Annotated in this window: 21 protein-coding genes and 1 pseudogene; 11 read left to right on the top strand and 11 right to left on the bottom strand. The window is 62.2% G+C overall.

The window, feature by feature from the left end:
• Positions 1-17 precede the first annotated feature (17 nt).
• The gene (locus ACW4E8_RS37805) at positions 18-827 is read left to right on the top strand and encodes a tetratricopeptide repeat protein (RefSeq protein WP_456809155.1); all 810 of its coding nucleotides are present in this window, start codon (positions 18-20) and stop codon (positions 825-827) included.
• Between the two features lie 12 nt (positions 828-839).
• Positions 840-1547 (top strand): alpha/beta hydrolase, encoded by a 708-nt coding sequence (locus ACW4E8_RS37800; RefSeq protein ID WP_456809147.1) that lies wholly within the window; start codon positions 840-842, stop codon positions 1545-1547.
• A gap of 422 nt (positions 1548-1969) precedes the next feature.
• Here ACW4E8_RS37800 and ACW4E8_RS37795 read toward each other — a convergent pair whose 3' ends face one another.
• Positions 1970-2413: a hypothetical protein gene (locus tag ACW4E8_RS37795; protein ID WP_456809146.1), complete on the bottom strand. Its 444-nt coding sequence runs from the start codon at positions 2411-2413 to the stop codon at positions 1970-1972.
• Between the two features lie 364 nt (positions 2414-2777).
• Here ACW4E8_RS37795 and ACW4E8_RS37790 point away from each other — a divergent pair, with 364 nt between their 5' ends.
• The gene (locus ACW4E8_RS37790) at positions 2778-3095 is read left to right on the top strand and encodes a hypothetical protein (RefSeq protein ID WP_456809145.1); all 318 of its coding nucleotides are present in this window, start codon (positions 2778-2780) and stop codon (positions 3093-3095) included.
• Positions 3096-3144: 49 nt separating this feature from the next.
• Here ACW4E8_RS37790 and ACW4E8_RS37785 read toward each other — a convergent pair whose 3' ends face one another.
• Positions 3145-3552, bottom strand: coding sequence for a hypothetical protein (locus ACW4E8_RS37785; protein ID WP_456809144.1), 408 nt, complete (start codon positions 3550-3552; stop codon positions 3145-3147).
• A gap of 172 nt (positions 3553-3724) precedes the next feature.
• On the opposite strand from ACW4E8_RS37785, the gene ACW4E8_RS37780 reads away from it, so the two are divergent.
• Both ACW4E8_RS37780 and ACW4E8_RS37775 read left to right on the top strand, forming a co-directional pair.
• Positions 3725-4780 (top strand): DedA family protein/thiosulfate sulfurtransferase GlpE, encoded by a 1056-nt coding sequence (locus tag ACW4E8_RS37780; protein WP_456809143.1) that lies wholly within the window; start codon positions 3725-3727, stop codon positions 4778-4780.
• Between the two features lie 390 nt (positions 4781-5170).
• Positions 5171-5479: an H-NS family nucleoid-associated regulatory protein gene (locus ACW4E8_RS37775; RefSeq protein WP_456809142.1), complete on the top strand. Its 309-nt coding sequence runs from the start codon at positions 5171-5173 to the stop codon at positions 5477-5479.
• Positions 5480-5568: 89 nt separating this feature from the next.
• Here ACW4E8_RS37775 and ACW4E8_RS37770 read toward each other — a convergent pair whose 3' ends face one another.
• Complete coding sequence (locus ACW4E8_RS37770; RefSeq protein WP_456809141.1) at positions 5569-6531, bottom strand: DUF6035 family protein; 963 nt, start codon at positions 6529-6531, stop codon at positions 5569-5571.
• Positions 6532-6869: 338 nt separating this feature from the next.
• Between ACW4E8_RS37770 and ACW4E8_RS37765 the strand changes: the two are divergent.
• The 6 genes and pseudogenes from ACW4E8_RS37765 to ACW4E8_RS37740 form a co-directional block, all read left to right on the top strand.
• Positions 6870-7214 (top strand): annotated as a pseudogene (locus ACW4E8_RS37765) (chromate resistance protein ChrB domain-containing protein); the annotation flags it as partial.
• Positions 7215-7253: 39 nt separating this feature from the next.
• Positions 7254-8447 (top strand): chromate transporter, encoded by a 1194-nt coding sequence (locus ACW4E8_RS37760; RefSeq protein WP_456809154.1) that lies wholly within the window; start codon positions 7254-7256, stop codon positions 8445-8447.
• 22 nt (positions 8448-8469) lie between these two features.
• On the top strand, positions 8470-9060 hold the full coding sequence (locus ACW4E8_RS37755) for a superoxide dismutase (protein WP_456809140.1): 591 nt from the start codon (positions 8470-8472) through the stop codon (positions 9058-9060).
• A gap of 63 nt (positions 9061-9123) precedes the next feature.
• On the top strand, positions 9124-9582 hold the full coding sequence (locus ACW4E8_RS37750) for a chromate resistance protein ChrB domain-containing protein (protein ID WP_456809139.1): 459 nt from the start codon (positions 9124-9126) through the stop codon (positions 9580-9582).
• 33 nt (positions 9583-9615) lie between these two features.
• Positions 9616-10242, top strand: coding sequence for a hypothetical protein (locus tag ACW4E8_RS37745; protein WP_456809138.1), 627 nt, complete (start codon positions 9616-9618; stop codon positions 10240-10242).
• Positions 10243-10361: 119 nt separating this feature from the next.
• Positions 10362-11702 carry an MFS transporter gene (locus ACW4E8_RS37740; protein WP_456809137.1) on the top strand — a complete coding sequence of 447 codons (1341 nt, stop codon included), beginning with the start codon at positions 10362-10364 and terminating at the stop codon, positions 11700-11702.
• A 66-nt stretch (positions 11703-11768) separates the two neighbouring features.
• Here the strand turns inward: ACW4E8_RS37740 and ACW4E8_RS37735 are convergent, their stop codons facing one another.
• The 8 genes from ACW4E8_RS37735 to ACW4E8_RS37700 all read right to left on the bottom strand — a co-directional run bounded on the left by ACW4E8_RS37735 (position 11769) and on the right by ACW4E8_RS37700 (position 20802).
• A complete protein-coding gene (locus ACW4E8_RS37735; protein ID WP_456809136.1) occupies positions 11769-12173 on the bottom strand; it encodes a hypothetical protein in 405 nt (134 codons plus the stop codon).
• Positions 12174-12225: 52 nt separating this feature from the next.
• A complete protein-coding gene (locus ACW4E8_RS37730; protein ID WP_456809135.1) occupies positions 12226-15330 on the bottom strand; it encodes an efflux RND transporter permease subunit in 3105 nt (1034 codons plus the stop codon).
• 9 nt (positions 15331-15339) lie between these two features.
• The gene (locus ACW4E8_RS37725; protein WP_456809134.1) at positions 15340-16464 is read right to left on the bottom strand and encodes an efflux RND transporter periplasmic adaptor subunit; all 1125 of its coding nucleotides are present in this window, start codon (positions 16462-16464) and stop codon (positions 15340-15342) included.
• A gap of 8 nt (positions 16465-16472) precedes the next feature.
• Positions 16473-17030, bottom strand: coding sequence for a hypothetical protein (locus tag ACW4E8_RS37720; RefSeq protein WP_456809133.1), 558 nt, complete (start codon positions 17028-17030; stop codon positions 16473-16475).
• Entirely contained in the window at positions 17027-18244 is a 1218-nt protein-coding gene (locus tag ACW4E8_RS37715) for a TolC family protein (protein WP_456809132.1), read from the bottom strand. The genes ACW4E8_RS37720 and ACW4E8_RS37715 overlap by 4 nt, the downstream gene beginning before the upstream one ends.
• 99 nt (positions 18245-18343) lie before the next feature.
• Entirely contained in the window at positions 18344-18697 is a 354-nt protein-coding gene (locus tag ACW4E8_RS37710) for a hypothetical protein (protein WP_456809131.1), read from the bottom strand.
• A 389-nt stretch (positions 18698-19086) separates the two neighbouring features.
• Complete coding sequence (locus tag ACW4E8_RS37705) at positions 19087-19284, bottom strand: hypothetical protein (protein WP_456809130.1); 198 nt, start codon at positions 19282-19284, stop codon at positions 19087-19089.
• 519 nt (positions 19285-19803) lie between these two features.
• The gene (locus ACW4E8_RS37700) at positions 19804-20802 is read right to left on the bottom strand and encodes an acyltransferase family protein (protein ID WP_456809129.1); all 999 of its coding nucleotides are present in this window, start codon (positions 20800-20802) and stop codon (positions 19804-19806) included.
• Positions 20803-20970 lie beyond the last annotated feature (168 nt).

Here is a 20970-nt window from a genome sequence, read left to right as displayed (position 1 = left end):
TGGAGCACCACTATTCTCTGCGAAGCCTCCAGTCCTTGCTCGGCGTGTCACGCAGAGTCTTGACGGGATTGGTCGACGCCGGCTTTGTGACCCCTGCTCGCGGCCCCCGAAACGAACTGCGCTTCAGCTTCCAGGATGTGGTCCTGCTGCGTACCGCCTATCAACTCCAGTCTGCCAACATTCCTTCCCGCAAGATACTGCGTTCGTTGACGCACCTACGAGCTTCGCTTCCGCAGGAGCTGCCATTGACGGGAATTCGCATCACTGCCGTTGGCAACACCATTGCTGTGCGGTCAGGTCCCGACCAATGGGACGCTGACTCCGGCCAGCTGCTGCTGGACTTTGAGGTCGCCCCCTTGAAGGGGGACGTGGCGTTTTTGGACAGCTCCCCTCGAAGTGCGAGGGAGGCTCACATCCAGGCCGAGGAGTGGTTTGAGCTCGGTGAAGAACTGACTGCCACGGACCTGCGGGGGGCCGAGCATGCGTATAGGAAAGTGCTGGAGTTGGTGCCTGTGGCGCACTATGGCGCTTACACTAACCTAGGCGTTCTCCTGTGTGAGGACGGGCGGTGCGAAGAAGCACTGGCGGTGTTTGACCGGGCTTTGGAATACTTCCCGGAAGCCTGCCAACTTCACTTCAATCGCGCCGTCGCCCTGGAGGAGCTAGACCGGGGTGACGACGCCCTGGATGGTTACAGGCGCTGCCTAAAGCTTGCTCCCGACTATGCAGATGCGCACTACAACCTGGCGCGGCTTAACGAACTGCGAGGAGACAAACAGGGTGCGCTACGGCATTACAACGCCTATCGTCGACTCCAGGAGCACTGACAGCTGACGGCCATGTTTTCCCTGAAACATTTCGCAATTGACACCGGTGCCGAGATGTTGGCCGGCGACCTGCTTGCGGCGGATGGGCGCGCCAATTGCCTCGTGCTGCATGGCGGCGCAAGCACGAGCGAAAGGTCCCACTGGCTTGCGCTCCGCCAGAATCTAGCGAGCCATGGGATTGGGTCGGTTGCCGTGGATTTCTCCGGGCACGGAGAGAGCTCGGCACGAACACCCAACTCCCTAAGTAAGCGCTACCGCGAGGCAATTGCAGCGTTGCAGTACCTTGATGAAGCCGAGCCGCGCGCTGTCATCGGCATCAGCATGAGTGGCGAAATCGCGGTGCGCCTTGCCGCTGACCCTCGCAACCGCATCACGCGACTGGTCACACTGGTCGGCGCCGCCTACGATTCAGCCGCTTTCGCGGTGCCCTTCGGGCCAGCCTTCACCACGATACTCCGCGCGCCGCAAAGCTGGCGGCGCTCGGTTGTCTTCGAACAGATAGGGTCATTTCCTGGTCGATTGACGGTGGTCCGCGCAACCGAGGACACTGTCGTTCCGGCGGCCATCGGTGAACTGCTCATCGCGAACGCCAGACGCGCAGAGCATGCGGAAATTGTCAACATCCCAAATACAGACCACGCTCTCGTCATGGCCTTGCAAGCACAGCCGGGGCTAGTCGACCGCCTCGGAAACGTCATCTGTCACGCCATCCTTGCATGACACGGGGAAATTCCTACTTTGGCGTGGTGCCACGCGCAGCCCGATGTCGTCCTATCGGATGTCGAAACAATGGCTAGAGTTTCGGTTGCAACGAAAGCGTCAAATTCCGCGTTAGTCGTCGTCTCCATGATGTCCATGGTATCCGTGGTGCCGGTGGCCCCAGTACCCGTAAGGACCGTAGTATCCACCACCATAGTACCCGCCACCATACGGCACCACGACGCAACCGCCGAGCAGCGTGGAGGCGGCAATCAGCAATGCGAGAAAGGCATTCATGGCGCGCCCCTCATCTTGAACAAACGCGGAGAGGCCAGGCTAACTTTCCAGCTAACCCACGCTCTCCGCAAAGCTCCAGCACTCAGGCTACGTTGCAGCGGCCTTCGCCCCGGCAACGCCCCCTCGGTTCGCCCGATGGGAGCAGCTTACTGCTTCTTCGTCTTGTCCACGCTCGCCGCGGCTTTCGCAGCGTCGGTCTGTGCGTCCGGCTTCGCAACGTCCACCTTGGCCTTCGCTTGGTCGGCATCATTCTTTACGTCAACCTTCGCCTTACCAGTCTCGGTATTGGCGGCCCCCATCTTGGTCGCCTTGTGGTGGGTACCCTTGGCGGCGGACTTATTGGCGTCAGCTTTAACGTCAGCCTTCTCCTTGCTGGCGTTGGCTTGAGCTTTTGCTACCTCGCCCTGCGCGCTGACACCCTTCTTATTCTTGTCGGCCTTTTCCTGCGTGGCGCTCTTTTCCTTGACGACCTTTACCTGGTCTTTCATCGCCCCTGCTTGCGGCTGAGTCGCGGAAGCTGGCACACCAGTCTGCGCGAAAACGGTACCGACGAGGGCTGCAGAGGCGAGAGCAGCGAACAGCTTCTTCATGACGTGAACTCCTGATGGATTTTCGGCAGCTCGGCAATGCGCCGTGCTTACCTGCAAAAACGGTACTGTCCTGAGCCGAGTTGACTCAGAACTCGTGACAATCCGTAAGTTCTGAAACAGGCAAGCTGAGGTCATGAGCCCGGACGGATGCGCCTTCACCCACAGCACGGGTCTTCGTCAATTCGGAAGTACTCCGACCTCGGTCCACACAGAAGATGCTCGATTGTGTTGTAGCCCCAAAAGTCCGGCTGGACATCGAGCGCATCAACGTCGCCGTTACAGAAAGTCACCTCTGTGCGAATCCGCTAATACACCGTGGAACCATGCTGACCTAGAGTCTCTGCAAGAGAAAAGGGAGAAAATCATGCGAATGGCCGCATCGCTCTTGCTTCTAGTCGGCGTTACCGCGCTTGGCTCCAACATGGCTGAGGCGCGGGTGGACGTCGGCATTGGTATTGGCATCCCTGTGCCAGTGGTTGTCGCCCCGCCGCCCGTCTACTACGAGCCAGCTCCCGTGGTCGTTCAGGCGCCTCCCGTGGTGGCGGCTCCGGCCTACTATTATGACGACTGGCAGGGCCGCGCTTGGAGAGAGCGCCAATGGCGCGAACAGCGATGGAGGGAGCACGAATGGCGGGAGCGCCGGCGGGAATGGCGGCGCTGGCATGACGACTACGATGACTAGCATGCGCGGAGCGCTAGGCTTGTCCGTAACAGTCAACCGATGAGCTCATTTAGCCACGGAATCGACGTGCAGTGGCCGCCACAATTACGTGTACGAGGGCGCCGCCGAAGGCTAGGTAAATACCTAGAGCGATAATGGGGCGCACCAAATCTTCGAAGGTCGATTCGGTCCCGAATGACACGCCGACGAAAGCTGGCGCCAACAGAATGGCGACGCTGCCAAGCAACTGGAAATAGCGGGCACCGCCGCGCTCAATCGGCGTCAGGTAACAGCCGAGCATCAGGTTCAGCAAGGAAACCAACAGCAAGTAGATGTGTGCCGACCGGTACATGAGTCGGAGCACGTCGGAAATACCACGCAAGTGAACGAGTGAGAAATGCATATAAAGCCCGGTGCACAGAAATGCCACCAGTGCGATAAGGCCAACAACCATATGGACCGTCGGTAATCGCTTCATGGCCAACCTCTCGAACGCCCACGCCTGAGGGACAAGTGCTATGGTACCGGAGCGACTCCTTGCTCCGGACATTCGCATCCCTATGCGCAATGCGAGAACCAGACGGGTACCGCTTCTCACCTTGCCAGGCAGCGCTCCTTTGCTTGTGCGACAATGCAACGCGTCGACACGCGTGTCAATCGCGCTCTACTCGTTTGTCGAAGATGAACGGAGTCAGTTGTTGATTACAGTTTCACCCGGCTTAATCTCCGAATGGGGAGCCTTGGTAGTATTCCTCAGTGTCCTGGTCACACAACTTGGCGCGCCGGTTCCGGCCGCGCCGATGCTTCTGTTAGCTGGCTCTCAGGTAGCTGCTGGTTTCGTCTCTTTCGGTTCCGTATTCGTGGCAGCGGTCACTGCCGTTCTTATTTCAGATGGGCTGTGGTTCGCGCTTGGACGGCACTATGGTCGTCGCATCCTCACACGTCTGGTCCGAGTGTCTCTATCGCTGGACTCAAGTATTCGGAGGACTCACGCCTGGTTCGAGCGTTACGGGGCGCCCCTGCTGCTCGTGGCGAAATTCGTCCCCGGCCTTGGACTTATCGCATCTCCGCTTTTGGGTACCACTAAGATTGACCGAAGAATCTTCTTCTCGTGGGACATCGCTGGCGGTGCGATGTGGTCGGGAGCGTGGCTCGCTGGAGGAACTCTGTTTGGCCCACAGTTGACCAGGATGATGACTCTGGTCAGTGCGCATGGCATAACTGTTGCCGAAGTGTTCCTCGCTGTCGGAGCATTTTTCGCAGCATACCGGTGGATTCAGCGCCTGCGTTTTCGTCGCTGGCTCGCGCATATTCGAATCACACCGCAGCAGCTGGATGAGATGATGCGGTCCGAGCGACCGCCTGTCATTTTCGATGCTCGCCCGCAAGCAGTACGCCAGGCAGAACCGCACCGCATCCCCGGCGCGATACCGATTGACTTAGCATCTCCCGCGAAGGTTGATGAGGCACTGCTTGAACACGACCTCGTGGTCTATTGCGTTTGCCCTAACGACGTAACGGCGAAAAGGATATCGCAGCAAATGCGTCGAAAGGGATTCCGGCATGTACGCGCCTTGAAGGGCGGTCTTGATGCGTGGGAACATCACGGCTATCCAGTAGAGTCGCTTCCGATGGCGACCAAGCAGGAGGGCCCTGGAGACGATGACAAGGATGAAGTAACCGTGCGTGCCGTTGCTCCGAATTGAGAGACGACTACGACAGGAAAACTGAGCCAAGGGAGGAGTTCGGTGTGCCAGCCAGCCCCTTCGACCCGTCCCCAGACAGTATTCGCGCAGCTGGCCCTCGACGGGCAACTAAGGCAGAGGCTCTACGCGGCTGAACTGGAATGGCCCGAGAAGATGAGATGAAGCTCTCAGCCGATTTCGTGAGAAGGTTTGGTCTTAGTCGAAGGTCGAAGCATCCCGCGAGACTTTGCATCTGTACGATGGACGAAAGGAGTTTTCGGGAAGGTTGGTGGCAGGTGCGACGAGCATCCCGCCGGGGACGTCTACTCTTTCGATAGATACGCGAGAAGCGGTAGCCCGCTACGATTGGGCCATCACATATCAAGGAACGCTGTTCACGCTAAATGGTCAATGACGAAGCGCTTACCAGTGGCTGAAGTCGCCACACCACTCTTTCACGCCATTCCGCATGATTCGGAGATGCAGCAACTACGGGAGCGCACGGACGCCATTCTTTGGGTCAAGTCGCGAATGGCCCGCTACGGTATTTCCCTTGATGACCTGGTAGCCGCCGGATGCTTCTCAGAACGGCCGTCGTCCACGTGTGTCCGCTATAGAGACGCGGCAGGTCATACCTGGGATGGCAACGGTGACTTACCCGACTGGCTGCGGCGCGCCGTAAACGCCGGCCAATCTGCCGACCATTTTCGGATTTCTTGACCGGTCTGCTGCGCGAGGTCGCGGAACGCTGAGAACGTAGCTGCACTTCTCGTCCAACACCCAGGCTCTGGGCAAACGAATCTCTTGTTCTATGCCCGAGCCGGCTTGAACTCCGGGAAAAGAATCATGAAGGCCTTATCGAAATCGCGGGTCACGACATCGGGGTCCTCTGCCTTGTGGCTGAGGTGTAGGCGAAAATTTTGGGAGGCAATGGAGTCCGCAATATCGTACCCAATCTCGGTCTGACGTCCGTAGATTCGTGCGGCATAGCGAAACACGCTGTAGTAACCGAATGCCGAACGAAACACCGTGTCTTCGACGTGCTTCAGGTTGATTGAACGGCTGCCAACGACCCGGGCCAACCGAAGCGAGATTAGCGCACTTAGGATGGTCCGAAGGTCCTCTCGGCCCTCCAGCGTCTTTGGAGCCGTCGGGCATGCCGCTCGTAGGTACGGCGCGAGGACTATGTAAGCATAATCCTGAACACTTCGCATACTGAAACGGTCGGCCGTATCAGCAGCAAGCCACACCCGTTCGATTTCGCTGGGCATAGTATCGTAGCGGGCTTCGAGCCCAAGCCATTCGGCAAGCTCTGCATCGTCCTTGACCTCCTGCCGTTGAGGAACGTGCACCGTCCGGCCGAATTGCCGAGCGCGCCTAGCCTCGTGAAATGCCGCAGCCTTCTCGCCCAAGAGCGTGGCCTGCGCTTCCTTCAGTGCAGTCTCGAAATCGAAATAGAAGGCGCGTTGACGTTCGAAATCGAATGTAAGCTCAGAGAAGCTCACGAGCTTCTTGTGCCATTGGTAATGGATTGTGCCGCCCTGCACGACAGGCTGCTGCCACCGACACCACAGTTTGAGCTCAGCATCCTGGCGGGACGCCTCGACGCTATGCGAGTCGATGGAGAAGATGTTCCAGTTATTGTTGTAGAACACGTCGCGTTCACTGAATCGCATCTCATTTTCGGAGAGAGCGAAGTCGCGAAATATCCAGAACAGCAAGGCACCTTCGCTTAGGTAGAACTGTCGTCGTGCTGCGATGGTCGACGACAAATGTCGTCGAAAGCTGTACTTCGAAGACTAGGGTCTTGCCCTTCCAGGTACCACGGACATCTCGCTTCCGCCATTTCGAGCGGTCGCGCCAGCTTTGCATCCGGCTGTCTTTAATAACAGACTCGGGCTCCACGCCATGGTCCGCACGTAGACTCTCTGCAACCCATACCTTGACCTGGCGGTGTCCTACGATTCCCCGTCGCTTCCCTCCTCATTGCACTGGCCACCCCAGCCTATGTGACCAAATGCCGGAACGGCAAGAGCATCCCGTATACGCAAGATCGATACTGCCCATCGGGGTACACCGACATCACGACGGCAGCGGGCGGAACAGTTTCGATCCCCACGCCCGGTTCCTGTGGCTGGAAAGCCCCGCCGATTGCCCTAACGATGCACTAGGTTTCGATTTCGACGACGCGACCTTCACGCATGTGGGCGAGCGCGTTTCATTTGAAGTGCTGCTGTCGAGCTTCGGCCTCGAATTGAACCGCGGGCTTAGCCGGCTCGGCACCATGGTCCATGCGCTGGACATTGGCGGCATTTCGGTACCGGAAGCCAGCGGCTTTGAAGCCATGCTGGCCGGCGCACGAGCGCGCCTGACGGATGATGACGCACTGCTGGCAGAAATCGGCACGGTGCTGGATTCGCTTTACGCACACTTCTCCACCGACAAGAAGCCCTAACTTCAACTTCCTCCCTAGGGGATCCCCTTTATGAATCGAATGCAACAAGCCGGCATGGCACCCCCGGACGTCTCGGAACGGCCCGCCTATACCCTCTGGCAACTCGTGCTCTATTTCCTTCGCCTGGGCACGTTCGGCTTTGGCGGGCCGGTCGCGCTGGCCGGCTATATGCATCGCGACCTCGTGGAGCGGCGGGCCTGGATCAGCGATGGCGACTACAAGGAAGGCATAGCGCTGGCACAACTGGCGCCGGGCCCGATGGCAGCGCAACTGGCGATCTACCTTGGCTACGTCCACTATCGAGTCCTCGGTGCCACGCTGATCGGCCTGGCCTTCGTGCTGCCGTCGTTCCTGATGGTGCTGGCGCTAGGCTGGGCCTATGTCCGGTTTGGCGGGCTGACCTGGATGCAATCGGTGTTCTATGGCGTGGGCGCCGCCGTCATCGGCATCATCGCCATCAGCGCCTATAAGCTGACCACAAAGAGCGTGGGCAAGGACAAACTGCTGTGGGCGATCTATCTGGTGCTGGCTGCGGTGACCATCGTCACAGAGTCCGAAATTGCCTGGCTGTTCCTGGCAGCCGGCGTGCTTGCCTGGTTCTTGCGCGCCCCACCCAAATGGCTGCGCCAGAGTGGCGCCAACGCGCTCGCGGCCACACAGGTACCAGCCGCGAGTGGCCTGCTGAGCACGCTGGACTGGCCGCTTCTGAGCCAGATCGGCGTGTTCTTTGCCAAGGCAGGCGCCTTTGTCTTCGGCTCGGGACTCGCCATCGTGCCCTTCCTCTACGGTGGTGTGGTGACGGAATACCACTGGCTCAACGACAAGCAATTCGTCGATGCGGTGGCCGTGGCCATGATCACACCCGGCCCGGTGGTCATCACGGTCGGCTTCATTGGGTACCTGGTGGCCGGGCTGCCCGGCGCCTGCGTGGCGGCACTTGCAACGTTCCTGCCCTGCTATTTGTTCACCGTGCTGCCAGCCCCTTACTTCAAGAAGTACGGAAAACTACCAGCCATCCTGGCCTTTGTCGATGGCGTCACCGCGGCTGCGATTGGCGCCATCACCGGTGCAGTGTTCGTGCTGGCCAAGCGCTCGATTGTCGACGTTCCGACCATCCTGCTGGCCCTGGGCACGGTCGCGTTGCTGCTGAAGTTCAAGAAGCTGCCTGAGCCGGTCATCATCACCGGCGCCGCGCTGATCGGCCTTGCCGTTTATCCGGTGCTGCACCACTGAATCAAACGAACCAGGGGACACCATGAGCTACGAAATGAAACCGCTGGCCTGCGATCCAGCCCGGCTTTCGGGACTGTCTGAGAAACTGATTGTCAGCCATTACGAAAACAACTATGGCGGCGCGGTGAAGCGGCTGAATGCGATTACCGCAGAGCTGTCAGCACTCGACGTGGCAGCCGCACCGGTCTTTGTGCTGAACGGCCTGAAGCGCGAAGAACTGATTGCAACCAACTCCATGATCCTGCATGAGGTGTACTTCGACAGCCTGGGCGACGGCGGCAGTCCAGGCGGCGAACTGGAAGCGGCGCTCGTGCGCGATTTCGGCTCTGTCGCGCGCTGGCAAGCGGAGTTCACCGCCATGGGCAAGGCCCTTGGCGGCGGCTCGGGCTGGGTACTGCTGACTTACTCCCCGCGCGACGCTCGGCTGGTCAACCAGTGGGCTTCCGACCACGCCCATACGCTGGCTGGCGCGACGCCGATTCTGGCGCTGGATATGTACGAACACTCCTACCACATGGACTATGGTGCGAAAGCCGCGGCCTATGTCGATGCGTTCATGCAGAACATCAATTGGGCAAGGGTCACCGATCGATTCGAAGGCGTGAGCAAATAGTCAGAGAGAATTCCGACCGCCCAGACCTAGCCACCACCTCGACAAACCAGTGCGGAGACCGCCATGAAATGGATTACCCGGGAACGCCCCAAGATCGACCGCATCGCTTGCCCGTGGCTCATTGCCCGGTTCATCGACGCGGCGCCGGAATTTCTCTATGTCCCCGCCGGCGACGTGTTGCGCGTGGCAGGCGAGACCGGCGCCATTCCCTATGACATCCCCGGCGTGGAGCTGTCGCATGTCGGTGAGCTGTGCAGCTTTGACGCCTTCCTGGACAAGTACGGCCTGCCCGATCCCGCCTTGCGGCAACTGGCGGAAATCGTGCGCGGCGCCGATACGTCGAAGCTCGACCTGACGCCGCAGTCCAGCGGACTCTATGCAATTTCCCTTGGCCTCTCGCAGGTGTATGCCGACGATCACGAGATGCTCGGCCATGGCCTGGTGATGTACGACGCGCTCTATGCGTGGTGTCAGCACTGCCAGGCGGAAACCCACCGCTGGCCGCCGAAGATGCCTGCCTGAACGCTGCGTTGACCATCAGCCAGGAGATGCCACATGAAGCCGACTCTCCTCATTGCTTTGTTGCTGGGCATGGCCATACCGGCCATGAGCGAGACCATCCTGTTCAGCCAGCAGCGCCCCGGCGTATTGCCCGCCGGCTGGATGTGCGGCGTCACCGGGCACGGCAATCCGAAGTGGACCATTGAACGCGATACGACGGCCCCAAACCTGGGCAATGTGCTCAGGCAATCGGGGGCTGGCGACTTCCCCTGGTGCGTGAAACAGGACGTTACCCTGGCCGACGGCTTCGTGGAAGCGCGGTTCAAGCCCGTCGCCGGCCGCGAGGATCAAGCGGGTGGCGTCGTCTGGCGCTGGAAGGACGGGAACAACTACTATGTCGCCAGGGCCAATGCGCTGGAGGGCAATGTGTCGCTGTACTACACGACGAGCGGGCGCAGGCACACGATCCGCTATCGTGACGCGCCCGTTGCCCCCGGCATCTGGCATTTGCTGCGCGTGGAATTTACCGGCCCGCGCATCCGGGTGACGCTGGATGGCAAGCTGTACATCGACACCTCGGACGAGCATATCCCGGGCGCCGGCGCCATCGGAGTCTGGACCAAGGCGGACAGCGTGACCCTCTTTGATGCCATCTCGTTTGGCAGCAACGACACCAGATAAGGCGGGAGGCGCCATGTCTGGCTGAAATACACCCAGCAGCCTGCCCTCGCCAACTGGCCTTGATGCCCGGGTTCGCGCGAATTCAAGTCCGTCAGCAAATACCTGTAAGGGTCACAGTCATGCTGGATGCCCTGGCCAACCGCACCTATCGCCACCTGTTTCTCGCGCAGGTCATCGCACTGGTTGGGACCGGGCTGGCGACGGTTGCCCTCGGGTTGCTCGCTTTTGACCTGGCTGGCGCGAACGCCGGCACCGTCCTCGGCACAGCGCTGGCGATCAAGATGGTCGCCTATGTCGGTATCGCGCCCGTCGTCGGTGCGTTCGCGAACCGGCTGCCCCGGCGGGCGTTCCTGGTGTCGATGGACTTGGTCCGTGCCGGTGTCGCTGTCGCGCTACCGTTCGTGACCGAAGCCTGGCAGATCTATCTCCTCATTTTCCTACTCCAGTCGGCGTCGGCGGCGTTCACGCCCACGTTCCAGGCGACGATCCCCGACGTTCTGCCCGGCGAGAAGGACTACACCAGGGCATTGTCGTTGTCGCGGCTGGCGTATGACCTGGAAAGCCTTGCCAGCCCTGCGCTGGCCGCGGCGCTGTTGACGGTGATCGGCTTCCACTGGCTGTTTGCCGGCACCGTCATCGGCTTCCTCGTTTCGGCTGCATTGGTTGTTTCTGTGCGCCTGCCTCAGTCACGGGCAGTGGAGCGATCGGGGAGCATCTACGCCAAGACATCCCATGGCATGTCGATCTATCTCCGGACGCCGCGCCTCAGGGGCTTGCTTGCGCTGAACCTTGCCGCTGCGGCGGCGAGTTCGATGGTTATCGTGAATACTGTCGTCTACGTGCAAAGCAAAATGCAGCGGCCCGCCACAGACGTTCCGATTGCATTAGCTGCGTTCGGATGCGGATCGATGCTCGTAGCGCTGCTGCTGCCGAAGTACCTCGACGAGCGGCCCGACAGGCCCGCCATGCTAACCGGTGCTTCGGTCATGGCCCTTGGCTTACTGGCCGGCATCGCAATCGCGGTGCTGGGAGGGCCGGCCGAATGGCCGACATTCCTCGCAGCCTGGTTCACGATCGGCATCGGTTACTCGATGACGCTGACGCCCAGCGGGCGGTTGCTGCGTCGCTCGGCAAGCTCGGCCGACCGGCCGGCAGTCTTCGCCGCGCAGTTTTCCCTGTCGCATGCGTGCTGGCTGGTCACGTACCCGCTGGCCGGGCAGCTTGGTGCGAGGTTAGGCATGGCGCCGACCTTTGCCGTCCTCGCTGCGCTGACAGTCCTTGGCGTGGGGATTGCCTGGCGGACGTGGCCGGCCGCAGATCACGATGTCCTCGACCACAGCCATCCGGTAGATACGGCGTTCGAGGACCACCTGTCTGAAGGCGAGCGAACGGGCAGCCACAGCCACCGGCACGCCTTCACGATTGATGATCTTCATCCCAGATGGCCGGACCTTCACTAGGGCGCATGCCCGTTCGTTCCGGCATCTGATGGTCCGTTGCTGGTATAAAGCCGGCGGGTCCTTGTACTACTTCGCCACAAAGCGTGCCGTCACGGTCTTGCCGTCGGCAAACTTGATCGTCGCGACCAGCTTGGAGCCGGCTTTGAGCTGCAGCTTGTCGGCCGCTACCAGCGCATTGTCCGTCCCCGGGTTCAGCGCCGTTTCCGTCTTCTGGGCGCCGGTCAGCACCGTCAGCTTGCCGCTGGCACCAGCCACCGGCAGCTTCTTGTCATGGTCGTCGACATAAATGGTGACGGCGCCATCCTTGTTGACCAACTCGAACTGCAGGTCGCTGGCGGTCTGCACGATGCCGCCGTACTGCGCGGGCTTGGCGCCGTGGGCCATGGCCAGGCCGGACAGGCCGGACAGGCCGGACAGGCCGGACAGTGCGAGGCTGCCGGCAAACAACATGGCTGAGAACTGTTTCTTCATCGAATACTCCGTTGGTGCAGCGACTTACGGGCGGCGCTGCCAAAGCCCGTAATCAGTACGCGTCGCCCGGCTGTTGCGACAGGATCCGCTCCAGCGGGCGGCGCCCGAACAACCAGAACGCCAATGGTGTCAGCACGGAATCCAGGATGGTCGAGCTGACCAACCCGCCGAAGATCACCACCGCCACCGGATGCAGGATTTCCTTGCCGGGCGCGTCGGCCGACACCAGCAATGGCACCAGCGCAAACGCCGCAACCAGCGCGGTCATCAGTACCGGCGTCAGCCGCTCCAGCGACCCACGCACGATCATCGGGATACCAAAGGTTTCCCCTTCAAAGCGGCACAGGTTGATGTAGTGGCTGACTTTCAGGATGCCATTGCGGGTGGCGATGCCCGTCAGCGTGATGAAGCCGACCATGGACGCCACCGACAGCGTCAGGCCGCCGAGCCACATGGCGATCACGCTGCCGATCAACGCCAGCGGGATGTTCACCATGATGATCAGCGTGAGGGTCGCAGAGCGGTAGCGCGAGTAAAGCACCAGGTAGATCAGCGCCAGCGACACGAGGGACAGCAACACGATCAGTTGCGTGGCCTGCTCCTGCGCCTGGAACTGCCCCTCGATGCTGACGAAATAGCCACCGGGCAACCCGGCGCGCGCGACCGCGCTGCGCACATCGCCGATGATCTTCGACATATCCGACCCGTCGGTATTGGCATAGACCACGATGCGCCGGCGGCCGTTCTCGCGCCCGATCTGGTTCGGGCCGTCGCCATCCTCGACGCTGGCGATCGCCGACAACGGCACCGCGCCACGTGGCGAATCCAGCATGACGCGGGACAGGTCCTGCGGCGTACGGCCGGTATCGGGCAACCGCACCACCAGGTCGTAGCGGCGCACGCCCTCGATCACCTGCGTTACGCGCGTGCCATCCGACAACGTCTGCAAGGCCTTCAGCGCCTCGCCTGCCGGGATGCCATATTGCGCTGCCTTGCGGTAGTCGAGCCGCACATTGACTTGCGGTATCAATACCTGGCGCTCGACCGTGATATCGACGAGTCCTGGTATGGCAGCAAGCCGCCCGCGCACGTTCTCCGCCAGGCCGCGCAGCGTATCGAGATCATCGCCATAGATCTTCAGCGCGATCTGTGCCCGCACGCCGGAAAGCAAGTGATCCAGCCGGTGGGAAATCGGCTGGCCAATCGCTACCGACGCAGGGAGACTGGCAAGCTGGGCGCGGATGGTGGCCATCACTTGCTCCCGACTGCGGTCGGAGCGCTTCAGGTCGACGTCGATCTCGGATGAATGCACGCCTTCGGCATGTTCGTCCAGTTCGGCACGGCCGGTGCGCCGCCCAACCTGCGTCACGTCCGGAACCTGCCGGATCAGCGTCTCCGCCAGGGCACCCATGCGGTTGGCTTCGGCCAGCGAGGTGCCCGGATTGAACATCAGCGACATCACCAGCGAGCCTTCATTGAAGGCTGGCAGGAAGGCACGCGGCAGGAAAGGCACGGTGGCGGCCGCCAGCGCGACGGCCACGGCAGCCGCGGCAAGCACCGCTTTGGCGCGCGGTAACGACCAGTCCAGGATCCTGGTATCGACCCGCTTGAGCCACGCCACCAGCGGGCTGTCCGGATGTTCCAGCCGCCTCATCCGCGGCAACAGGTAGTACGACAGCACCGGCGTCACCGTCATCGACACCAGCATCGATGCCAGGATCGACACGATGTAGGCGATACCCAGCGGCGCGAACAGGCGCCCTTCGATACCCGGCAGCGCAAACAGCGGCACGAACACCAGCACCACCACCAGCGTGGCATAGACGATGCCGGAGCGGACTTCGACCGAGGCACGCCAGATGGTCTCCAGCACGGACGGCGGGTCCTCCATGCTTGCGCGCTGCCTGAGCCGGCGCTGGATATTCTCCACGTCGACCACCGCGTCGTCGACCAGCTCGCCGATGGCGATGGCCAGTCCGCCCAGCGTCATCACGTTGATCGACTGGCCCAGAAGGTGGAAGGCCAGCGCGGTGACGGCCAGCGACAGCGGGATCGCCACCAGCGAGATCGCGGTGGTGCGCGCGCTCAGCAGGAAGGCGAACAGGATCACGGTCACCATGATGGCGCCGTCGCGCAGCGCCTCGATCACGTTGCCGATCGAGGCCTCGATAAAATCCGCCTGCCGGAACAGAACTTGCGGCGTGGACAAGCCCGGCGGCAGCCCCTGCTTCAGTTCGCCGAGTGCTGCTTCCACGTCCCGCGTCAGGCGTACCGTGTCGGCCGCAGGCTGCTTCTGCACGCTGACAATCACTGCCGGCTTGCCGTTGAATCCGGCATCGCCGCGCTTGAGCGCCGCGGCATAGCGCACGCCGGCCACCTGCTCGAGCAGCACCGGTGCGCCTTCCTTGTAGGCAACCGCCAGTCCCTTCAGGTCGTCGAGCCGGTTGGTGCGGCCGAGATTGCGGATCAGGTATTCGCGGCCGTTCAGGTCGATGAAGCCGCCGCTGGTATTGGCGGCGAAGTCGCGCAACGCGCTTTCCACCTGTGGCAGCGCCACGCCGAACTGCGCCATCCTGGCGGTGTCCGGTTCGACCCGGAGCTGGCGCACCTCGCCGCCGATCGGGATGACCTGCGACACGCCAGCCACCGACAGCAGGCGCGGCCGCAGCACGAAGTCGGCATACTCGCGCGCCTGCATCGGACTGGCCCGGGCCGGGTCGATCGGCAACGCAATCAGCATGATCTCGCCCATGATCGACGAGACCGGCCCGAGGATGGGCGTCAGCCCGCCGGGCAACTGCTCCTTCACCAGCGCCAGCCGCTCAGACACGAGCTGGCGATTGCGATAGATATCGCTGCCCCAGTCGAACTCGGCATACACGATGGACAAGCCGACGCCCGACACCGAGCGGACCCGCGTGACGCCTGGCATGCCATTGAGCGCGGTCTCGATCGGAAACGACACCAGCAGCTCCACTTCCTGCGGCGCCATGCCACCGGCTTCGGTGATCACGGTCACCAGCGGCTTGTTGAGGTCCGGGAAAACATCCACCGGCGTGCGCCATGCGGTCACGCCGCCGTACACCATCAGGATTAAGGCGACGGCCAGTACCAGCAGCCGGTTGCCGAGGCTCGCGCGAACGATCCAGTTGAACATGCGCGCCCCTCAGCGGATCTGATTGATCAGTGCCGCTCCGGACACCACCACCCGGTTCTCCGGTGACAGCCCCTTGACCACGACAACCGTTCCCGCATCCAGCACACGGGCCTCAACCGGCTGGGCGATAAAGCGCTGCGTGCCGGACTTGATCCACACCACCGGCAGGTTGCTGGCATTGCGGACCACGGCTTCACTTGGCAACGCGATGCCCTTGACCGTATCGGTCAGCGTAGCAACCACAGTCACTGGCTGCCCGACGGCAAGCGGCACCGCATTGCCCGTCAGCCGGAACATCAGCGGCACGGCGCCGTTCTTCAGGCTGCGGCCGGCGCCGACGAAGTCCAGCTTGCCGCCCTCCGCCCGACCCAGTGTCCCTCCCTGGATTCGAGTGGCGAGCGAGGCGTCCGCGGTGTTGGCTTCGATCAGCGTTCGGGCGGGATCCACCACTTCGTACAGCACGTCGCCGGCCGAGACTACCTGGCCGGCCAGCACATTGGCAGTGGCGATGATGCCGCTGGCCGGCGCGGTCAGCGTGTAAGTCTGGTGCAGGCTCTTGCCCACGGCCTCGCGCTGGCCGGAAAGACTCTGGACCTCGGCGCGGGCGGCTTCGATCTCCTTGCGCGGGATGCTGTCCTGCAGCGATTCCAACCGCTGCAGCCGTTGCCGGGCCAGCTTCAGGTTGGCGCTCAGGTTGGCGAACTGCGCCTGCTGGTTGCCGATATCGAAGGGCTCGCTTTTGTGCCGTAGCACGGCCAGCACCTGGCCCTTGCTGACACGCTGCCCCAGCACCGGGAAGCCGCCCGGCGGCGGCTCGATCCAGCCCGGATGCCCTGCCTGCAGGCGCCCGCCCGCATTGGGGTCGATGGCCACCACGGCGTTCAGCTCTACGGTCATGGGGTGCAAGGCTTCCTGCGGCATCGTGGTCCGGATGCCCATGCGGCGTTGCGCGAGCTTGGGCACCTGGACACTGCCGTCGGGCAGCCGGGCCAGGCCGCCGCTGCCGGACACCGCTCCCGGTGCATCAAGGTGTTCGCCACCCGGCCCGTGTGCACCGGGCCCGGCCAGGGCCGGCATGGTTGCGCAGGCAGCCAGCGCGATGGCGATCGTTGCAAAACTGGTTGTCTTCAGCATGTCGGGCCTCAGTTCTTCTTTTGGATATTGCGGCGCCTCACGCCCCAGGCTGCGGCAGCCAGGACAACCGCCACAAGCAGGACGATCCACGGCCAGCGCGCTTGCCACAAAGCCCCGAGGCCATGGGCGTGCCCGTCCGCGGCAACGTTCAGGCTGCCTTCGATCAGGTCCGACTCGTTGCCGGCAATAAGCGTGAACACGAGCGCATGGTTGCCCGGTTGGCGCAGCGCCTTGAGGAGTTTCTCGTCGGTAAAGGAGTAATCGCCGAAGTCGGCGTGCAGCTTGCCTTGCGCCTTGATGCCGTTGAACTCGACCTCCAGCGTGCCGTTCAGCACCGGCTCGTTGGTGACGTAGCGGTCGACCATCACCGACAGCTCATCAGTGGCCAGCGTGCCAACCAGTTCGAACGATTCCGTATTGGCTTCGATGACGGGCTGGGCATTCGCCGCGGCGCTGGTGCTCGCCGGCGCATCCAGATGCTCGCCATCGGGGCCGTGGGCGCCCGGCGCGGCATGCGCGGCGCAGGCAAGGGACAAGAGCAGGGTGAGAAAGAGCTGGCGGATCATGGCAGGACTCCGAGAGCCTGGTTCACGTTGGCAGTGGCGATGCCGCGCCGGGCACGCTGGCGCGCCAGGTCGGCTTCGGCTTCGAGGGCCTGGTTCTGTGCACGCAGCACTTCAGGCAAGCCGATTTCGCCGGCATTGAAGGTCTTGCGCAGCAGTGTTGCCCGTTCGGACAGCGTGGCGCTGCGCTCTTCGGTAAGTTTGAGTTGCTGCTCTGCGAGCGAAAGCGCCGCCTGTGCCGCGTCGATCGCGGAGCGGACGATGCGTTCGGTGCGATCGAGCTCGGCCCGGGCTGTCATCAACTCAGTCTGCGCGGCAGTCTCTCGTGGCAGATTGCGCGCATCGGTGGCAAAGGGGATCCTTATGAACAGGCCGACGGTCTGGTCGCTGGGCATGCCGCCGCCCGCACGGTCGTTGCGGTACATCACGCCGACTTCCGGCGGGTCGCGGCGCGATTTGCGCAGGTAGCCCACCTGGCGCTCGCTGCGCAGCATGGCCTGCTGCGCTGCTTCCAGCCTTGGATGGCTCACGGCACCGGCGGCAGGATCGGTCACTGGCGCTGCCGCTTCGTCATACCGCAGCGGCAGCGCCGATACGCCGGTCGCTTGCAGCAGCCGCGCCCTGGCGTCCACCAAGCGGGCCTCGCTGTCCGCGAGCAGGCCCTGCGCCGCCAGGTAGTCCTGCTGCGCCAGCAGCAGGTCGGTGCGCGCGAGGTCGCCGGCGGTGACCCGCCGCCGAACATCGTCGCGCAGCGACGCGGCGATATCTGCGCGGCGCCGCAGCACATCGCGCTCCCCTTCCACGGCCACTAGCTGCCAGACGCGCTCGCGCACCTCGGCGGCAACGTTCAGCCGCGCCAGAGCGGCGCCGGCTTCGGCCTCGGCCGCTTGTGCGTCGGCCAAGTCGCCGCGTGCCGCGCGCTGGCCTGGCATCCACACCGGGACGCCAAGCTGGACCTCGCTCTCACGCAAGCCGCGCTTTTCGGTCCAGCGGTCATCCCGGTGCAGCAGGCCCAAAGTAGGTGACCCGGCGATCAGCGAATCCGCCTGGACCCGACTGGCCGCCGCCTCCAGGCGCCGCCCCTCGGTCGCCTGGAATGCAACGGACCGCTCCCACGCGGTATTAAAAAGCGCGTGCAGATCCGCCGGCGCAAGCTGGCCATGGGCCGACGGCGCCAGCAGCGCGGACGCAACAATGGAAATGAAAAACTTCTGCATGGAATCCCCAACGCAAATCGCGATAACACAGGCAATGCGGCGGGGCGCAGCGCAAGCCATTGCGCCACGGTAGGCAATCAGGAGGTCAATGCCCCGCCGTCAGGCGGGCGCGTGAGGGGGGCGTAAGGGTGGACTGCCGCGGGGGTCAGGCATGCGGCCGCCGAGGAATAACGGCTCGGGCTGCGTCTGCTGCGCCAGCGGCAGCAGCAGGCCCGCAGGCAGCGGCGCCTGGAAATGGGTGCCGTAGTCGAAGTCGAGTTGGTGCGACGCGGATGCTGTGGAATCGTCGAACGCGATCTCCCCGTCGTCACCGTGGTGATGGGGGACATGCTCGGCGTGCGCCGCCATATGGTCCGGCGGGAAGCCCGCTGAATGCGCGATTTGCCGCTGCGCTGCGGCCAAGGCCTGCAGCGGCAGGATCAGCATCAGGAGGATGGCAATCACGCGCGACATAGGGCGGGATTCTACCTGACCTATAGCGGGCTGGCGCGGGTCTGGCGGGCAGACCGTGTAACCGATTGTGGCGGCAAGGCCGCCGAACGTTAATCACTTCGTAGCCGCTGCAATGATCCCTTCTCGAGCTAACCGCGCCGCCAATTGAGGCGATGGCGGCACTTTACAGGATGCTGATGAGAGCGCCATTGACGCTGCTTCTTGGAGAGGTGCCGATACTTGGCGAGAAGCTCAATCTTGCATGCTTTCACATGATTTATGCGTTCGGGAACACACCTTCGCCTTGGCCTGCGAGATGGTCGCCAGAAGCAACATCCGGGAACCGTCTCTTTCCGGCTGAAATCGGATACCGGGTCAGGGACCCGCCTATACGTTGGCACGAGGCAAGTTCACTCGCCATGTGGCACCACCTCAAAGTCCTCATGCCGGAACGGCGCATACATTTCGCCGTCAACGAACACGACATAGACACCGGTCCGCTTGCCGTAAGCGACTATTTGCACTGTCTGGCCTACGAGAAACTCTGTGCGTGGGGTCCGGGCGTTTAGCACCTTGACGAACGTACCGTGGTCAAGTGGGATGTCCATATTTCTGTTCTCCCGGCACCGAGGCACTATGTCGCCACGGCTGAAGCTGTCACTCTTTCCCGGACCCGAATAATGGTCTGTCCCTAAGCGAATGGGAACAATGCGCGTCTCGGACGTGCGATTGCCACAGGACCAACTTTGTAGCGGTGGCGCTGGCCCCAAGCGTTGAAGGACACATATTCAGGTGCCCAACTGAGGGCCAGTAGACGCCGTACTTCCACGCCTTCGACGACAAGGCCGCCCACTGCAACCGTTACGCTGTCACAGTCCAGAAGATATTCGGTCCGACCCTGAGCGCCTTGCGTTGATTCGAGAAGTATTGATCCTGGATGGTGGGTCATTGTTGTAGTTTCACACCGAGCGTAGCTTTGCGCCAAGAGGCCAGCCAGTTGGTGCGCCGCCATAACTGGGACCTGCGACTCTTGCAGTCAGTCCTCAGGGAGTCGCCAGTGACCCGCCCCGCTTGCGGCTTGAACCAAAGTGGCGGTTGATCCGGGACCGCATCGGCTTTTCGATCATTTAGTGAAGAAAGATGGATGCGCCGACTGTCAGCACCAACAGGATCAAAGCCTGCGCCGCACCCGGCATCGCGGCAAGGTCGGGCAGCCGGGACCTCGCGAAGGAGAACAGATATTGGGGGATTCGCTGCACGATGTAGATGCAGTACGAAACCTCGCCAAGAAATACCAGCGGCCCCAGTGAGAGCACCCGAGTGAGTGCGTCCGTTTCATAGGAAAGCGAGAAAACGAGTCCCGCAGCACCGGCGACGAAAAGAGTATCGATGCCAACCTTCACACCAACGGCGCAGACAATCACGGACAGTAGAGCGCCCCCGACGAAGCCACGGTAGTGGGCCATTGCTTCTCGCAGGCGACATAGCAGTACACCCAACATGAATTCGGGAATCAAACGCGCTATGCCGCCGCTGAGCGAAAGATGTTTGGGCGATGTCGCCTCTACTACGGCCAACGCCGCAAGTGCGAGGGTTGCCACCAACAAGATTCGCGTCTTGCTTAGGCGAGGCGCTGCCAACAGTAAAACCGGGAACCAGACATACGCGAACCATTCCGCGCTAACTGACCAACCAACGTCGTTCCATCCGGGTGGGCCGGCATACCGCCATGCACTCAATAGGAACAGCTCCCACCAGAAGTTCGAAGCTGTGTAGCCGCCGGTGCCCAGCATATGCTTGTGCAAGGCGAAGTCGCGAACGATCAAGGCAGCCGCGAACGCAATAAGGCAGGCGACATAAACCGGATAAATGCGGGCGATTCGCGCCACGATGAACTTCTTCCAGTTCAGCCGTTGGTCGGGAGCGGGGTCGTAGTTGTAAGTGAGGATGAAGCCACTCAGGATGAAGAATCCATCGACCCCGAGATAGCCGTGGTCGAAGAAGGTGCTTGTGAAGCCAATATCGAAGTAGGTGCCGTCTGCACCGTAGCTATGGAACCAGTGCAGGCAAAGCACCCACAGCGCGAGAAACAGACGCAGGCTGGTGAGTGGCTGGAACTGGCGCATTTCCACTCCAAACCGTTGGATGCGACGAGGATCGCCGCCATACTGACGAGTGTGGAACCGATGCTACGGAGCAACCGTTCGGACGCGCACAGTAGATAGCTTTGGCATTCCGCGCAGGGGCAGTGGCACGGAATCTGCGCGGGCGTGAGCAACAGTGATCAACTATGG

This window comes from Cupriavidus sp. CP313 (assembly GCF_054072015.1).
The sequence above is the reverse complement of the archived record's forward strand: the minus strand, read 5'-3'. Positions and strand labels throughout refer to the sequence as shown.

Coding starts and splice junctions, on each gene's coding strand:
- ACW4E8_RS37800 (WP_456809147.1), top strand. CDS start 840: ATGTTTTCCCTGAAACATTTCGCAATTGACACCGGTGCCGAGATGTTG.
- ACW4E8_RS37795 (WP_456809146.1), bottom strand. CDS start 2,413: ATGAAGAAGCTGTTCGCTGCTCTCGCCTCTGCAGCCCTCGTCGGTACC.
- ACW4E8_RS37790 (WP_456809145.1), top strand. CDS start 2,778: ATGCGAATGGCCGCATCGCTCTTGCTTCTAGTCGGCGTTACCGCGCTT.
- ACW4E8_RS37785 (WP_456809144.1), bottom strand. CDS start 3,552: ATGAAGCGATTACCGACGGTCCATATGGTTGTTGGCCTTATCGCACTG.
- ACW4E8_RS37775 (WP_456809142.1), top strand. CDS start 5,171: ATGACGAAGCGCTTACCAGTGGCTGAAGTCGCCACACCACTCTTTCAC.
- ACW4E8_RS37760 (WP_456809154.1), top strand. CDS start 7,254: ATGCAACAAGCCGGCATGGCACCCCCGGACGTCTCGGAACGGCCCGCC.
- ACW4E8_RS37755 (WP_456809140.1), top strand. CDS start 8,470: ATGAGCTACGAAATGAAACCGCTGGCCTGCGATCCAGCCCGGCTTTCG.
- ACW4E8_RS37750 (WP_456809139.1), top strand. CDS start 9,124: ATGAAATGGATTACCCGGGAACGCCCCAAGATCGACCGCATCGCTTGC.
- ACW4E8_RS37745 (WP_456809138.1), top strand. CDS start 9,616: ATGAAGCCGACTCTCCTCATTGCTTTGTTGCTGGGCATGGCCATACCG.
- ACW4E8_RS37740 (WP_456809137.1), top strand. CDS start 10,362: ATGCTGGATGCCCTGGCCAACCGCACCTATCGCCACCTGTTTCTCGCG.
- ACW4E8_RS37735 (WP_456809136.1), bottom strand. CDS start 12,173: ATGAAGAAACAGTTCTCAGCCATGTTGTTTGCCGGCAGCCTCGCACTG.
- ACW4E8_RS37730 (WP_456809135.1), bottom strand. CDS start 15,330: ATGTTCAACTGGATCGTTCGCGCGAGCCTCGGCAACCGGCTGCTGGTA.
- ACW4E8_RS37725 (WP_456809134.1), bottom strand. CDS start 16,464: ATGCTGAAGACAACCAGTTTTGCAACGATCGCCATCGCGCTGGCTGCC.
- ACW4E8_RS37720 (WP_456809133.1), bottom strand. CDS start 17,030: ATGATCCGCCAGCTCTTTCTCACCCTGCTCTTGTCCCTTGCCTGCGCC.
- ACW4E8_RS37715 (WP_456809132.1), bottom strand. CDS start 18,244: ATGCAGAAGTTTTTCATTTCCATTGTTGCGTCCGCGCTGCTGGCGCCG.
- ACW4E8_RS37710 (WP_456809131.1), bottom strand. CDS start 18,697: ATGTCGCGCGTGATTGCCATCCTCCTGATGCTGATCCTGCCGCTGCAG.
- ACW4E8_RS37705 (WP_456809130.1), bottom strand. CDS start 19,284: ATGGACATCCCACTTGACCACGGTACGTTCGTCAAGGTGCTAAACGCC.
- ACW4E8_RS37700 (WP_456809129.1), bottom strand. CDS start 20,802: ATGCGCCAGTTCCAGCCACTCACCAGCCTGCGTCTGTTTCTCGCGCTG.